Source organism: Streptomyces sp. NPDC096193, assembly GCF_040302905.1.
GTDB lineage: Bacteria > Actinomycetota > Actinomycetes > Streptomycetales > Streptomycetaceae > Streptomyces.
In genome coordinates, this window is record NZ_JBEOSJ010000001.1 from 207967 (window position 1) to 220119 (window position 12153).

Here is a 12153-nt window from a genome sequence, read left to right on the forward strand (position 1 = left end):
GCTGTCACGACCTGGGCAGCAGGGGGCCGAGCGGGCCGAGGTCGATGTTCAGGTCGCTGGGCTTGAGCCCGAACTCGTCCCGCAGCACGCCCATCCGGTCCTCCAGGAGCATCAGCGTCAGGCCGATCCGCTCCTCCTGCTCCTCGCTCAGGTCTCCCTGGTCGACCCGGCGCAGGGCCTGGCGCTCCATGAGCTGGCGGAGGAGTTCCACCACGGTCAGGACGAGTTTCGCCAGATCGCGTTCGACGGTGTCGGCGTCGAGATCGAGTTTCCGCGATTCTTCGCTCATGGTGCTCCCTCCCAGGGCGACCGCACCTGCTCGGTGACCGAACTGATGAGGGCCTTGAGATCGATGCGGACCAGGTCGACGTCCGCGATCCGCAGCGTGATGTCGCCGCTGATCACGACACCGCCGGCCAGCAGCCTGTCCAGCAGGTCGACCAGGGCGACCTGGCGCTGCGCGAGGGGCGACCCGTCACCGGCGGTCACTGCTCGTCCTCGTCACCGGCGAAGGAGTACGGCACCCAGGGACCCGTGAGCTCCGCGCTCAGCCCCGGCTCCTGCGGCTTGAGACGGTTCACCGTCTCGACGAAGGCGGCACTCTCCTCCCGCGGTACGAGATAGGCGGCGTTGAGCACGTTGTGGCCTGCCGCCTGGGAGAGCTGGGCCTGCTGCGGACGGTGCAGCCGTACCGCCTCCGCGTGGCGCGCCAGCTCCTCGTGCAGCCGGCGCGACACCACGTCCGCCGACTCCCAGGACCGCTCGCTCGTCCGGCGCTCCTCCAGCCGGCGGCGCAGATAGTCGCGGCCGGTGGCGGGGGCCGGTCCGGCGGCGTCCGACGACTGCGCGGGCGCTTCGGCGTAGACCTTGACGCCCCACTCCACCCGGCCGTCGAGCCGCTCGAGGGTGCGCAGGAACCGGGCGTGCCCGGAGTCCAGCAGGCGCCGCACCCCGTCGTCGTCCCGGCACACGGTCGCGAGGCGGAGCGGCAGCGGGCTGGTGACCGAGGCGAGAGCCGCGACCACGGACTCGTGTGCCCGGGCGGTGTCGCTCAGCCAGTCGAGGTTCTCCAGGTGTGCCTTGAGGGGAGCCTCGTCGAAGTCGTCGGGCGACACCGCCGACACCACGGCGACGAGGTCGCCGTGGCCGAGCGCGTACACCGGGGCCCCGGCCACCCCCAGGAGATCCTTGGGAAGCGCGGCCTGGAAGGGCCGGGCCACGGCGTACACATAGCGCAGTTCGTTCATGCGGATTCCCTACGCTCCTTCTTCGTCTCCGCACTGTCCACCGCCGGCTGCACCGCCTCTTCCAGTTCGGCGATACGGCGCTGGAGCCGTTCGTTCTCGGCGGCCAGTTCGTTGCGGCGGGCACCGGTGGACAGTCCGGGATCGTCCTCCCACCAGTTGATGCCCATCTCCTTCGCCTTGTCGACGGAGGCGACGATCAGGCGCAGCTTGATGGTGAGCAGCTCGATGTCGAGCAGATTGATACGGATGTCACCGGCGATGACGATCCCCTTGTCGAGCACGCGCTCGAGGATGTCGGCGAGGTTCGCGCCTCCGCCGGAGCCGTAGGGATCGGGGAGCCTGCTTGCAGTGGTCATCAGCGTCCACGGCCTCCGGACCCGGCCGGTTCACGCACCGCGTCCTCCTCGACATCTTCCTCTTCTTCCTCGGGGAGCTCGTCCTCCTCGGCGGGCTCCTCCTCGTCCACGGGCTCCTCGGCCTCGTCCTCGTAGACGTACTCCTCTTCCGGTTCCTCTTCCTCCTCCTCCGGAACGTCCTCGTCCGCGTACTCCTCCTCGGGCTCGTCGCCCTCGGCCTCGTCGCGCTGGTCCTGCTCTTCCTGCTCCTGCTCCTCGGCGACGGCGTCGTCGTGACTGACGACGACCTCGCCGTCCCGGATCTCACCGCGCCAGCCGTCCTCGGCCTCGCCGCGCATCGATATGTGGCGGGCGAAGTTCTTGAGGTCGAGCCGGGCCCGGCGGCCCTGGGCGCGCCAGATGTTGCCGGTCTTCTCGAAGAGACCCTTGGGGTAGTACTCCATGACCAGCAGCACCCGGGTCAGGTTCTCGCCGAGTGAATGGAAGGTCACGACGCCCTTGGTGCTGCCCTTGGCGCCCTCGGACGTCCACTGGATGCGGCTGTCCGGGACCTGTTCGGTCGTACGGGCCTTCCAGCTGCGGCTGGACCAGAACACCTTCAGCTGCCAGTCGGACGAGGTGTCGTCGGCCACCGTCGCGCTCTTGACGCCCTTGGCGAAGGTGGAGAAGTCCTGGTAGCGGGTCCACTGGTCGTACGCGTCGCGGACCGACACGCCGACGTCGATGGACTCGATGATGACGATCGGCTTGTTGCCGCCGCCGCTCTTGGACTTGCCCTTGCCGCCGAGGTTCTTGAACACGCCAGTGACCTTGTCCTTGAGGTGGGAGGCACCGAGCTCGACCGCGCTGCGGACCGGGCCCTTGCCCTCCATCGCCTTGCGGCCGCCTTCCAGCGCGAGCTTGGCGAAGCCGGGACTTCTGCCTTCGGCGATGTCATTGAGCTTGTTGGTGCTCTGGCCGAGCTTCCGGCCGGCGGACATGAGCGCCTGCTGCGCCTGCGCCGCCAGGAAGCTCTGCAGCTCCTCCTTCAACCGCTGGACGGCGGGGTTGTCCCCGCTCAGCGGAGACGTCTTCTCAGCCACGGTCCCGGCCTCCCTTCGAGGCGGCCCTCTTCGCGGCGGTCGTCTTGGACGCCGTCTTCTTCGTGGCGCGCCGCGCGGGCGCGGCCGTCTTCTTGGCCGTCGTCCGCCGTGCGGCGGTCTTCTTCTGCGGGGCCGCCTTCTTCTGCGGCTCGCCGCGCTCTTCCTCGTCGCCGCCGTCCTCGTCATCGGCGCTGTCGCGCGCCTCTGCGTCCGCTGCGTCCCCCTCGTCCTCGTCCTCGTCCCGGGAGCCGGGGACGACGCCCTGGATCCGGTCCTGGACGTTCAGCGTGCGGCCGTGCAGCCGGTCGGCGAACCCTTCGAGCTGCCGGTTGACGAGCGCGCCGGTCGCGGCCTTGCCCACGCCGCCGAGGTCCTGCCGCAGCTGATCGCCCAACTCCTTGAACTGCGGGTTGTTCTGCAACTGCTGGGTGACGAACTCCCCGATGGCCTTGGGGCTCAGCTGGAGTCGCTTGCCCGCCACCAGCGTGCCGACGGCAAACGCCAGCTTCGCCTTCTTCGTACGCCCGAGCACGTACCCCGCCCCAACCGCGAGGCCGAGAACCAGCCTGTTGTTCATCATCCCTGCTCTCTGTTCTGCATCTTCTCGAGCCGGTCGAGGAGCTCGTCCTCCCGGCGATCGAATTCGGCTTCGTCGATCTCGCCCGCGTCCAGTTGGTCGGAGAGCCGGGCGAGTTCGCTCTGGATGGCCGAAGGGTCGTAGTACTGCCGCTCGGCCTCGTCCACCACCTGCTGCAGCACCCAGAAGGTGCCGCGCACCGGGGCGGCGGGCAGAAGCAGCAGTTCGGAGATGAGGCCCATGACTCACTCCACGAAGCTGTAGGGAGGAAGCGGTCCGGTGACCGTCAGAACGAGGTGCGGCTGATCCACCCGGAGCGCGTCGACCGCGTTCACGAAGTCGGCGCTGCGCTCGCGGTTCACCAGGAAGGAGAGGTTCGCGAGCCAGCCGACGCTCTGCGGCCCGGCGCTCGCCTCCTCACAGACGCCTTCCAGCGTTGCCCGCACCAGATCGCCGTCGCGGGCCTCGCGCTGCTGGACGGCCGCCGCGATGCGCTCGCCGAGCTGGATCTTCTGCTCGTGGGTGCCACCCCCCGCCGCACGGTTCGCCTCGGCCAGGGAACGCAGCTCGGGGTCGTCGGCGAGTACCCGGTGCAGTACGGACTCTTCGTCGTGCGTGGCCTTCACGTTGTACTCGACCTTGCCGTCGAGTGCGCCCAGGCGCTCCAGATAGTGCTCCTCGCGGTCGGCGAGGACAGCGGCGAGCGTCTCGTCGTCGGGTGACACTCCACCGAACCGCAGCGGGAGCACGGAGCCGGCCTCGCCGGCCTGGCGCAGCACGTTCTGGTGCGCCAGCAGATCGCGCCGCTTGGGCCTCAGGTTGTCGGGGGCGTCGCTGACCAGAGCGGCGAGCTGCCCCTGGCGGACGACCCGCACGGGCCGCGGCGGGTCTCCGATACCGTCCGCCTTCTCAGGGAGGCTCGGGTGCGAGCTCCTGGCTATGCCGTAGACATAGGTACTCACTCCGTCTCCTCCTCCTTCTTGCGTGCCGCCGGGCGGCGGGTGCGGGAACTGCGGGGCTTGGATTCGGTCTGGCTGTCTTCACGTGCCTGCTGGAAGGAGTCCGAGATCGTCTGCGCGGCGCCCGAGAGCGCGCCCTTGGTCTTGCCGCGCGCACCCGACTCGGTCATCTCGCCGACCAGCTCGGGCAGACCCGGGTCCTTGTTCGGGCCGGACTCCAGGTCGAGGCGGTTGCACGCCTCGGCGAACCGCAGGTACGTGTCCACGCTGGCCACGACGACGCGTATGTCGATCTTCAGGATCTCGATGCCGACGAGAGAGACCCTCACGAAGGCGTCGATGACGAGTCCCCGGTCGAGAATGAGTTCCAGGACGTCGTAGAGGCCACTCGAACCACCACCACGTCCCTGCTGCTGCTGTGCCGGCACAACGGTCATTGCCGTCAGCCCTCCTCAATGAAGTGATGCACGGCGGCCGCCTACTTGGGGTCGGCCCTGCCGCGCTCGTATCGGCGTATGCGCCGGTATCCGCTCAGCTCGCCCTGTTCGTCGAGCGTCACCTGGTAGGTGGCCAGAAGACTGGTCGTGGTGGGCACGCGCTCCATTTCGAGCACCTCCACCTCCAGCGACCAGCCGTCCTCCGTCCGCTCGAACGACGAGACCGATTCGGCTTCCCGGCCGGTGAGCTCCGTCAGCTGTGCGCACGCCTGGCGCAGCACATCCATCGGGCCCGGCTTGGAAACCTCGCTCCGGCTCTTGTTGTCTGTGTTCTCTGCTGAATTCGCCATGGCTCCTCCCGACTGCGTGTTGCACGTCTGCGCCCGTCCAAACCCTGGACAAGCACCGGTCGCGTTCTTTCGGCATGCCGTGACCGCTGGTGCGGGCGACAGTGGAGGCAACGACGGCCGCACAGGAAGGAGCCGTGATGGATCCGGTGGAAGCGCTGGACAGAGTGGCTTTTCTGCTGGAGCGCTCGCTCGCGGAGACCTACCGGGTCCGCGCCTTCCGCAACGCGGCGGCGGCCCTCTCGGCCATGCCGCGAAAAGAGATCACCGAACGGGCCGACGCGGGGACCCTGGAGGCGGTCAAGGGCATCGGCCCGAAGACCGCGAAGGTCGTCCGGGAGGCCCTCGCCGGTGGGGTGCCGACCTATCTGGAGCGGCTGGAGGAGGAGTCGTCCGCGCCCCTCGCGGACGGCGGCGGCGAGCTGCGGGCCTTGCTGCGCGGCGACTGCCATGTGCACTCTGACTGGTCGGACGGCGGCAGCTCCATCGAGGAGATGGGCCGGGCGGCGATCGCGCTGGGGCACGAGTGGGTGGTGCTCACCGACCATTCGCCCCGGCTGACGGTGGCCCGGGGGCTGTCCGCCGAGCGGCTGCGCGAGCAGCTGGAGGTGGTGGCCGAGCTGAACCGGCAGTGGGCGCCGTTCCGGCTCCTCACCGGCATCGAGTGCGACATCCTGCTGGACGGCTCGCTCGACCAGGAGGACGAGTTGCTGGACCGGCTCGATCTGGTGGTGGCCTCCGTCCACTCCGAACTGCGGATGGAACCCGCGAAGATGACCCCGCGCATGGTCAGGGCCGTGCAGAACCCGCTGGTCGACGTGCTCGGCCACTGCACCGGCCGGCTGGTCACCGGCCGGGGCCGGCCCGAGTCCCGGTTCGACGAGGGCGCGGTCTTCGAGGCCTGCGCCGCGCACGGTACGGCGGTGGAGATCAACAGCAGGCCGGAGAGGCTGGATCCGCCGATGCGTCTGCTGCGTGCCGCGGTCGAGGCAGGTGTGCAGTTCGCCATCGACACGGACGCGCACGCGCCGGGCCAGCTGGACTGGCAGATCCTCGGCTGCGACCGGGCGGAGCGCGCGGGCGTTCCGGCGGAGCGTGTCATCAACACCCTGAGCGCGGCCGGCCTGCTCGACCGGGTGGCTTCGGGCCTGTCCTGAGGATCAGGCACCGGGCCCGTCTCCCGCCGGCAATGTCCCGGGGTCCTCTCCCGCCGGCAATGTCCCGTGGGGTCCGTCTCCCGCCGGGAATGTCCCGGGCCCGGCGCCCCGGGACACAAGGACGGAAGTCCCGTTTTCGCGGTGGTTGCCCGGGCACCCGTTCCCTTCGTACGCACCCCGTACGAAGGGAACCCGTACGCACCTCCGTACGGATCGAGGAGAGGAAAGACATGTCTGTTGTGAAGAGCACGCTCACCGACGAGGCCCGGCAGGTGACCGGTGACGCGCTTCAGGGGACCCTGGTGGACCTGCTCGATCTCTCGCTGCTGGCGAAGCAGGCGCACTGGAACATCGTGGGACCCCGCTTCCGCAGCATCCATCTGCAACTCGACGAGGTCGTGGACACGGCCCGGCAGTACGCCGACACCGTGGCCGAGCGGGCCGCGTCGCTCGGCGTCACCCCCGACGGGCGGGTCGAGACGGTGGCCAAGACCAGCGCTCTGCCGAACGTCGAGGAAGGCTGGCTGAAGGACACCGACGTGGTCGAGCTGCTCGTCGAAGCGCTCCACACGGCGATCCAGCGGCTGCGTGAACGGATCACGGTCACCGAGGAGTCGGACCTGGTGACCCAGGATCTGCTGATCGGGCTGACCGCGGTGCTGGAGCAGCAGAGCTGGATGTTCCAGGCCGAGAACTGGCCGCGGAAGAAGTGACCGTCCGGTGCACGCGCCGTGTGTCCGCGACAACCGCGGGTACGCGAGGCGCATGACAGTCCACAAGACAAGCGTGCTCGTACTGGACTGCGCCGAACCGATGGAACTGGCGGAGTTCTACGCCGGCCTGTTCGGCGCGGAGGTTCACGTCGGGACCGATCCCGACTTCGTGGAGGTCGTCGGTCACGACGGTGTCCACATGGCCATCCACCGCGACTTCGGCTACGCACCTCCGAGCTGGCCACGGCCCGAGGACTCCCAACAGGCCCATCTGCGCATCCTCGTGGAGCGCGGAGACATGGACGAGGCGGAGCGAGAGGCCGTGAGTCTCGGGGCGAGGCCGGTGGACACGAAGGACAACAGCGGGCCGCGCGACGTCCGTATCTACTCCGACCCGGCGGGTCATTCGTTCACGCTGGCCGTCTCGCCGCAGCCGCGTCGCAGTACGCGCCAGACGCGCAAGGACGAGCTGACGGCGATCGTCGAGGCCGAACGGGGCACCGCCACCTGACCGATGATGTGCTGACCGAGGAGGGGCAGGGCCGGGGCGACATCCGGTCGAGGGCCCCGACGTCCCGCGCGACGGGCCGACCGTGTGGCGGTCGGCCCGTCGTCGTTGTCCGCGACGCTCATGCCGCGTCTTCGGGACCACACGCCCGCCCGGCCTCACCCGAAGGCCGCGCCCGGGCCCGAGCGGAACCGGTACCCGGCCCACGACGACGCTCCCGCACCACCCTGACCAGCGGCTCAGGAGGGCTGTTCGCGGCCCGTACCGCGCTCCTTCACACCCCTGACACCACCGCGTCCCTTCCCTTCCCTTCGCTCCTCTTGGACACTCCGCCAGACCCTTCCCCCTACTCCAAGAGGGCCCACCTTCATGCCTGAACTCAATCGGCGCCGGTTTCTCCAGATCGCCGGCGCGACCGCGGGCTTCGCGGCGCTGTCGAGCAGCATCGACCGCGCGGCGGCCATCCCGGCCGGGCGCCGCTCCGGCACCATCAAGGACGTCGAGCACATCGTCGTCCTGATGCAGGAGAACCGTTCCTTCGACCACTACTTCGGGGCGTTGAAGGGAGTGCGGGGATTCGGCGACCCCCGTCCGGTGACCACCGGCCCGGGCAAGTCGGTGTGGCACCAGTCGGACGGCACGAAGGACGTGCTCCCCTACCACCCCGACGCCGAGGACCTCGGGATGCAGTTCATCGCGGGGCTCAACCACGACTGGGCCGGCGGTCACAAGGCCTGGAACAACGGCAAGTACGACAAGTGGATACCCGCCAAGTCCGCGGGAACGATGGCCTATCTGACCCGCCAGGACATCCCGTTCCACTACGCGCTGGCCGACGCCTTCACCGTGTGCGACGCCTACCACTGCTCGTTCGTCGGAGCGACCGACCCCAACCGCTATTACATGTGGTCGGGTCACACGGGCAACGACGGCAAGGGCGGCGGTCCGGTCCTCGGCAACGACGAACTCGGCTACGACTGGACGACCTACCCCGAGCGTCTCGAACGGGCCGGTGTCTCCTGGAAGATCTACCAGGACATCGGCAACGGCCTCGACGCCGGCGGTTCCTGGGGCTGGATCGAGGACGCGTACCGCGGGAACTACGGCGACAACTCGCTGCTCTACTTCAACAAGTACCGCAACGCCAAGCCCGGCGACCCGCTCTTCGACAAGGCCCGCACCGGAACGGACGTCAAGGACGGCGACGGCTACTTCGACCACCTCAGGGCCGACGTGAAGGCCGGGAAGCTGCCGCAGATCTCCTGGATCGCCGCTCCCGAGGCCTTCACCGAGCACCCCAACTGGCCCGCGAACTACGGCGCCTGGTACATCGCGCAGATCCTTGACGCGCTCACCTCCAACCCGGAGGTGTGGAGCAGGACCGCGCTGTTCATCACGTACGACGAGAACGACGGGTACTTCGACCATGTGACCCCGCCCTATCCGCCGGCCTCCGCCGCGCAGGGGCTGTCGACGGTGGACACCGCACTCGACCGGTTCGCCGGCAACGGGAGCTACGCCGCCGGTCCCTACGGCCTCGGCCAGCGCGTGCCGATGCTCGTCGTGTCCCCGTGGAGCACGGGCGGGTTCGTCTGCTCGGAGACGTTCGACCACACCTCGATCCTCCGTTTCATGGAGGCGCGCTTCGGTGTCACCGAGCCGAACATCTCGCCGTGGCGGCGCGCGATCTGCGGCGACCTCACCTCGGCCTTCGACTTCGGCCTGCGCAACACCGATCCCGCCGGGCTCCCGGACACCGACGCCTACGAACCGCCGGACAACGACCGGCATCCGGACTATGTGCCGAAGCCGCCCGCCACCGCCGTGCTGCCCCGGCAGGAGAAGGGGTCGAGGCCGGCGCGTCCGCTGCCGTACGCACCCCTGGTCGACGGCGCCTCGACGCCGTCCACGGGACGTTTCACACTGACGTTCAGCGGTGGAGCGGCGGCGGGCGCCTTCTTCCTGGTCGCGGCCGGCAACCGGACCGATGGGCCGTGGACGTACACCACGGCCGCGGGCCAGAAGGTCTCCGACACCTGGAACACCTCCTACTCCAAGGGCGCGTACGACCTCACCGTGTACGGCCCGAACGGCTTCGTGCGCGGCTTCAAGGGCCCGGGCACGACGGCCGGCCCCGAGGTGACGGCCCGTCATGTGGCAGGTAACGGCGCCGTCGAACTCACCATGACGAACGCGGGCACCACGACCTGCCGGCTGACGGTCACCAATGCCTACGGCGGCAGGAAACAGACGTTCCCCGTGGGGGCCGGCGGGCGCGTCGTGCATGTCGTGGACCTCACGGCCGGTAAGCGGTGGTACGACCTGACGGTGGTGTCCGACAAGGACGCGGGATTCCTGCGGCGCTTCGCCGGTCATGTCGAGAACGGCCGCCCCGGCGTCAGCGACCCGGCGATCCTCACCGTCTGAGCCGCTGTCACAAGGCCCCTTCGCATTGAGCCCTTCTCCTCGGGCCGCTCGTCACCGGGCCGGGGCCGTCCTCCGTTACGGCGGACGGCCCCCTGGGCGGCGCACGGGGGACGGCTTCTGGCGTGCCGACGCACCTTTTGCACCACCTTCATGATTTCTTCATGTCATCGGTCCACCCCCGAGACCCGGTGCCGGAGGAGTCATCCATGCGCAGTTTCGCTGTCACGGCTGTTCTGATCGCCGCACTGGCGTCGGGTGGCTCTCTCTGGGCGGCCGAAGGCGCCGCGTCCCCCCGAGGCATCGACGACACGACGGACGGCACCAACATCCTGGTCGTCGGGCTGGACCGCCGTACCGGCATCTCTGTCGAGGACCGCGAACGCCTCCATGTGGGCGGCAAGGAGTGCAACTGCACGGACGTGATGATGGTGGTCCATCTCGCCGAGGACGAGCGGCGGGCGACCGTGGTGTCCGTCCCCCGCGACTCCTATGTCGAGTTCGCCGACCACGACCACCCCCGCCACTCCGGCAAGATCAACGGCGCCTTCCAGCACGGTGGTGGCGACCTGGCCGTACGGACGGTGGAGAAGGCGACCGGGCTGCGGATCGACCACTATCTGGAGACCGACTTCACCGGCTTCGCCGACACCGTGGACCGACTGGGCGGCGCCACGGTATGCACCGACAAGACCCTGGTGGACACCGGCTCCGGACTGAGACTCCCCACGGGCACCCACCATGTGGACGGCAACCGGGCCCTGCGCTACGTCCGCGCCCGTCACGTCACCCCACCGGGCGACCTCGGCCGGGTACGCCGCCAGCAGCGACTGCTGATCGAGATGGTGAACCGGCTGCGCGGCGAGGGAGCCTTCGCGAACCCGGCGGCCTCGGTGCTCACCGCCCTGGAGCTCACGAAGGCGGTACGCACCGACGCGCACACCGGGCTCGACGATCTGATGCATCTCGGCCTCGCGCTCGGGCGGCTGAGTGCCGAGCAGACGGAGTTCGCGACCGTGCCGATCGCGGACTTCGACCACCGCGTGCCCGAGTGGGGGTCGACGCTGTTGTGGGACGAACCCCGGTCGGCGGCTCTGTGGGCGGCACTGCGCGAGGACCGGTCCATCGTCGGTGACACGCGCATCCGGCCCAGCACGGACACGCCCGTCGAGATGGCACCGGGCTCGATCCACGCACGTGTCGACGATCCCGCTGTGGCGCGGGCCCTGCGGGCCGACGGCTTCGTGATCGAGGACGTACCGGCAGGGCCGCGACTGCCGGGTCCGACCGTGATCACGTACGACCCGCGCCGGGTGCGCTACGCGGCCTCGCTCGCCACCGCGATCCCGGGAGCCCGGCTCAGTGCCGTTCCCGGCCACGGCGAGATCTTCGATGTGAGAGTCGGCGCCCGGGCGTCGACCGTGATCAAGGTCGTCCACGACCGCAGCAGCGTGGAAGGCGCACCGGTCCACGGGAACGAACTGCGGTGCGCGCCGAAGGCCGTGAAGCCCGCCCGCTGACGAAGGCCGTGACCTGGGGCGACCGACAACGGTCGGCGGCGGTCAGTTGCCCGGGGCCGCGGAGGGTGCCTTCTTCAGCACACCGATCTTGTCGATGCGGTGCTCGGGGTTGTGCCGGTCGTCGCGCCAGAAGTTGCCGGCGGCGTCGTCCTCGGGGGTGGCGCAGGTGGAGACCGTGATCATCGCCTGGGTGGGCTTCTCACCCGGCTTCCCCGGAACGGGGGCGCGCTGCGCGGCGAGCGAGCTGTCCGAGCGGAAGGACGTCTGCCGGGTGCCGGTGATCTCGTACTCGTAGACGAGACCGTCCTCCTCGACGATCACCGAGTCGCCGTTCTTGAGCGAGGGAAGGTCGCGCAGAGGTCCGCCCGCGGACAACCGGTGGGCGGTGACCAGGTAGTTTCCGATGTCCCCGGGACCGACGCCGCCGTTCTCGCCGTACGGGCTGGCCCCCACGCCACGGTCCTGGATGCGGGTGCCCGGCCAGTCGTCGGTCGTGCCTTCGTAGGGCACGACACGCAGGTCCTCGAGTCCGATCGCCGGGATGGACAGCAGGGCGGTCTCGGTCCGCGGTGTGGTCCGGTCGGCGGGCTCCGCCGACGGAGAACTCGTCGCCGGCGCTTTCACCGGCTCGTTCGCCGCGCCCGGCGCCGGCGCGGGTGGCTCGGAAGGGGTGCCGGTAACGGGAGCCGTCGTGGTCCTGGTCCGCAGCGCGTCGGTGGTGTCTGCGGCGCCCGTCGAACAGCCGGCGAGCACCACGATGAGCGCGCCGGCGAGGGCTGTGGGGACTGCTCGGGACAGATGCATGGAATTCCCGGGGGTCCGGTAG

16 protein-coding genes are annotated in these 12153 nt (G+C 69.6%); 5 read left to right on the plus strand and 11 right to left on the minus strand.

Annotated elements, in window-relative coordinates; all coding sequences use genetic code 11:
• Positions 1 to 4 precede the first annotated feature (4 nt).
• Genes ABTX78_RS00980 through ABTX78_RS01025 form a run of 10 tightly spaced genes read right to left on the minus strand, consistent with a single transcriptional unit; the run spans position 5 to position 5008 of the window.
• Positions 5 to 289 carry a gas vesicle protein K gene (locus tag ABTX78_RS00980; protein ID WP_327685595.1) on the minus strand — a complete coding sequence of 95 codons (285 nt, stop codon included), beginning with the start codon at positions 287 to 289 and terminating at the stop codon, positions 5 to 7.
• A complete protein-coding gene (locus ABTX78_RS00985; RefSeq protein WP_313947929.1) occupies positions 286 to 489 on the minus strand; it encodes a gas vesicle protein in 204 nt (67 codons plus the stop codon). The genes ABTX78_RS00980 and ABTX78_RS00985 overlap by 4 nt, the downstream gene beginning before the upstream one ends.
• A complete protein-coding gene (locus ABTX78_RS00990) occupies positions 486 to 1247 on the minus strand; it encodes a GvpL/GvpF family gas vesicle protein (protein ID WP_352204679.1) in 762 nt (253 codons plus the stop codon). Before ABTX78_RS00990 ends, ABTX78_RS00985 begins: the two co-directional genes overlap by 4 nt.
• Positions 1244 to 1603 (minus strand): gas vesicle protein, encoded by a 360-nt coding sequence (locus ABTX78_RS00995; protein WP_352204680.1) that lies wholly within the window; start codon positions 1601 to 1603, stop codon positions 1244 to 1246. The genes ABTX78_RS00990 and ABTX78_RS00995 overlap by 4 nt, the downstream gene beginning before the upstream one ends.
• Positions 1603 to 2685: an SRPBCC family protein gene (locus ABTX78_RS01000; protein ID WP_352204681.1), complete on the minus strand. Its 1083-nt coding sequence runs from the start codon at positions 2683 to 2685 to the stop codon at positions 1603 to 1605. Before ABTX78_RS01000 ends, ABTX78_RS00995 begins: the two co-directional genes overlap by 1 nt.
• Positions 2678 to 3262: a DNA primase gene (locus ABTX78_RS01005; RefSeq protein ID WP_352204682.1), complete on the minus strand. Its 585-nt coding sequence runs from the start codon at positions 3260 to 3262 to the stop codon at positions 2678 to 2680. The genes ABTX78_RS01000 and ABTX78_RS01005 overlap by 8 nt, the downstream gene beginning before the upstream one ends.
• Complete coding sequence (locus ABTX78_RS01010) at positions 3262 to 3504, minus strand: gas vesicle protein GvpG (RefSeq protein WP_352204683.1); 243 nt, start codon at positions 3502 to 3504, stop codon at positions 3262 to 3264. The genes ABTX78_RS01005 and ABTX78_RS01010 overlap by 1 nt, the downstream gene beginning before the upstream one ends.
• 3 nt (positions 3505 to 3507) lie before the next feature.
• Positions 3508 to 4224: a GvpL/GvpF family gas vesicle protein gene (locus ABTX78_RS01015; protein ID WP_352204684.1), complete on the minus strand. Its 717-nt coding sequence runs from the start codon at positions 4222 to 4224 to the stop codon at positions 3508 to 3510.
• On the minus strand, positions 4221 to 4658 hold the full coding sequence (locus ABTX78_RS01020; RefSeq protein ID WP_352204685.1) for a gas vesicle structural protein GvpA: 438 nt from the start codon (positions 4656 to 4658) through the stop codon (positions 4221 to 4223). Before ABTX78_RS01020 ends, ABTX78_RS01015 begins: the two co-directional genes overlap by 4 nt.
• Positions 4659 to 4699: 41 nt before the next feature.
• Positions 4700 to 5008, minus strand: a complete 309-nt coding sequence (locus ABTX78_RS01025) for a gas vesicle protein GvpO (protein WP_352204686.1) — start codon at positions 5006 to 5008, stop codon at positions 4700 to 4702.
• Between the two features lie 137 nt (positions 5009 to 5145).
• Between ABTX78_RS01025 and ABTX78_RS01030 the strand changes: the two genes are divergently transcribed.
• The 5 genes from ABTX78_RS01030 to ABTX78_RS01050 all read left to right on the plus strand — a co-directional run bounded on the left by ABTX78_RS01030 (position 5146) and on the right by ABTX78_RS01050 (position 11327).
• Positions 5146 to 6162 (plus strand): PHP domain-containing protein, encoded by a 1017-nt coding sequence (locus tag ABTX78_RS01030; RefSeq protein WP_352204687.1) that lies wholly within the window; start codon positions 5146 to 5148, stop codon positions 6160 to 6162.
• 230 nt (positions 6163 to 6392) lie between these two features.
• Positions 6393 to 6875 carry a Dps family protein gene (locus ABTX78_RS01035; protein ID WP_352204688.1) on the plus strand — a complete coding sequence of 161 codons (483 nt, stop codon included), beginning with the start codon at positions 6393 to 6395 and terminating at the stop codon, positions 6873 to 6875.
• Positions 6876 to 6927: 52 nt separating this feature from the next.
• Positions 6928 to 7386 (plus strand): VOC family protein, encoded by a 459-nt coding sequence (locus ABTX78_RS01040; protein ID WP_352204689.1) that lies wholly within the window; start codon positions 6928 to 6930, stop codon positions 7384 to 7386.
• Positions 7387 to 7752: 366 nt separating this feature from the next.
• On the plus strand, positions 7753 to 9810 hold the full coding sequence (locus ABTX78_RS01045) for a phosphocholine-specific phospholipase C (protein WP_352204690.1): 2058 nt from the start codon (positions 7753 to 7755) through the stop codon (positions 9808 to 9810).
• 206 nt (positions 9811 to 10016) lie between these two features.
• Entirely contained in the window at positions 10017 to 11327 is a 1311-nt protein-coding gene (locus ABTX78_RS01050) for an LCP family protein (RefSeq protein ID WP_352204691.1), read from the plus strand.
• Positions 11328 to 11369: 42 nt separating this feature from the next.
• On the opposite strand, the gene ABTX78_RS01055 is transcribed toward ABTX78_RS01050, so the two are convergent.
• Entirely contained in the window at positions 11370 to 12131 is a 762-nt protein-coding gene (locus ABTX78_RS01055) for a class E sortase (protein WP_352205013.1), read from the minus strand.
• Positions 12132 to 12153: the final 22 nt, after the last annotated feature.

Excerpts from the sequence above, each read along its gene's own strand:
- ABTX78_RS00980 (WP_327685595.1), bottom strand. The coding sequence starts at position 289 with ATGAGCGAAGAATCGCGGAAACTCGATCTCGACGCCGACACCGTCGAA.
- ABTX78_RS00990 (WP_352204679.1), bottom strand. The coding sequence starts at position 1,247 with ATGAACGAACTGCGCTATGTGTACGCCGTGGCCCGGCCCTTCCAGGCC.
- ABTX78_RS00995 (WP_352204680.1), bottom strand. The coding sequence starts at position 1,603 with ATGACCACTGCAAGCAGGCTCCCCGATCCCTACGGCTCCGGCGGAGGC.
- ABTX78_RS01005 (WP_352204682.1), bottom strand. The coding sequence starts at position 3,262 with ATGAACAACAGGCTGGTTCTCGGCCTCGCGGTTGGGGCGGGGTACGTG.
- ABTX78_RS01010 (WP_352204683.1), bottom strand. The coding sequence starts at position 3,504 with ATGGGCCTCATCTCCGAACTGCTGCTTCTGCCCGCCGCCCCGGTGCGC.
- ABTX78_RS01020 (WP_352204685.1), bottom strand. The coding sequence starts at position 4,658 with ATGACCGTTGTGCCGGCACAGCAGCAGCAGGGACGTGGTGGTGGTTCG.
- ABTX78_RS01025 (WP_352204686.1), bottom strand. The coding sequence starts at position 5,008 with ATGGCGAATTCAGCAGAGAACACAGACAACAAGAGCCGGAGCGAGGTT.
- ABTX78_RS01030 (WP_352204687.1), top strand. The coding sequence starts at position 5,146 with ATGGATCCGGTGGAAGCGCTGGACAGAGTGGCTTTTCTGCTGGAGCGC.
- ABTX78_RS01035 (WP_352204688.1), top strand. The coding sequence starts at position 6,393 with ATGTCTGTTGTGAAGAGCACGCTCACCGACGAGGCCCGGCAGGTGACC.
- ABTX78_RS01040 (WP_352204689.1), top strand. The coding sequence starts at position 6,928 with ATGACAGTCCACAAGACAAGCGTGCTCGTACTGGACTGCGCCGAACCG.
- ABTX78_RS01045 (WP_352204690.1), top strand. The coding sequence starts at position 7,753 with ATGCCTGAACTCAATCGGCGCCGGTTTCTCCAGATCGCCGGCGCGACC.
- ABTX78_RS01050 (WP_352204691.1), top strand. The coding sequence starts at position 10,017 with ATGCGCAGTTTCGCTGTCACGGCTGTTCTGATCGCCGCACTGGCGTCG.
- ABTX78_RS01055 (WP_352205013.1), bottom strand. The coding sequence starts at position 12,131 with ATGCATCTGTCCCGAGCAGTCCCCACAGCCCTCGCCGGCGCGCTCATC.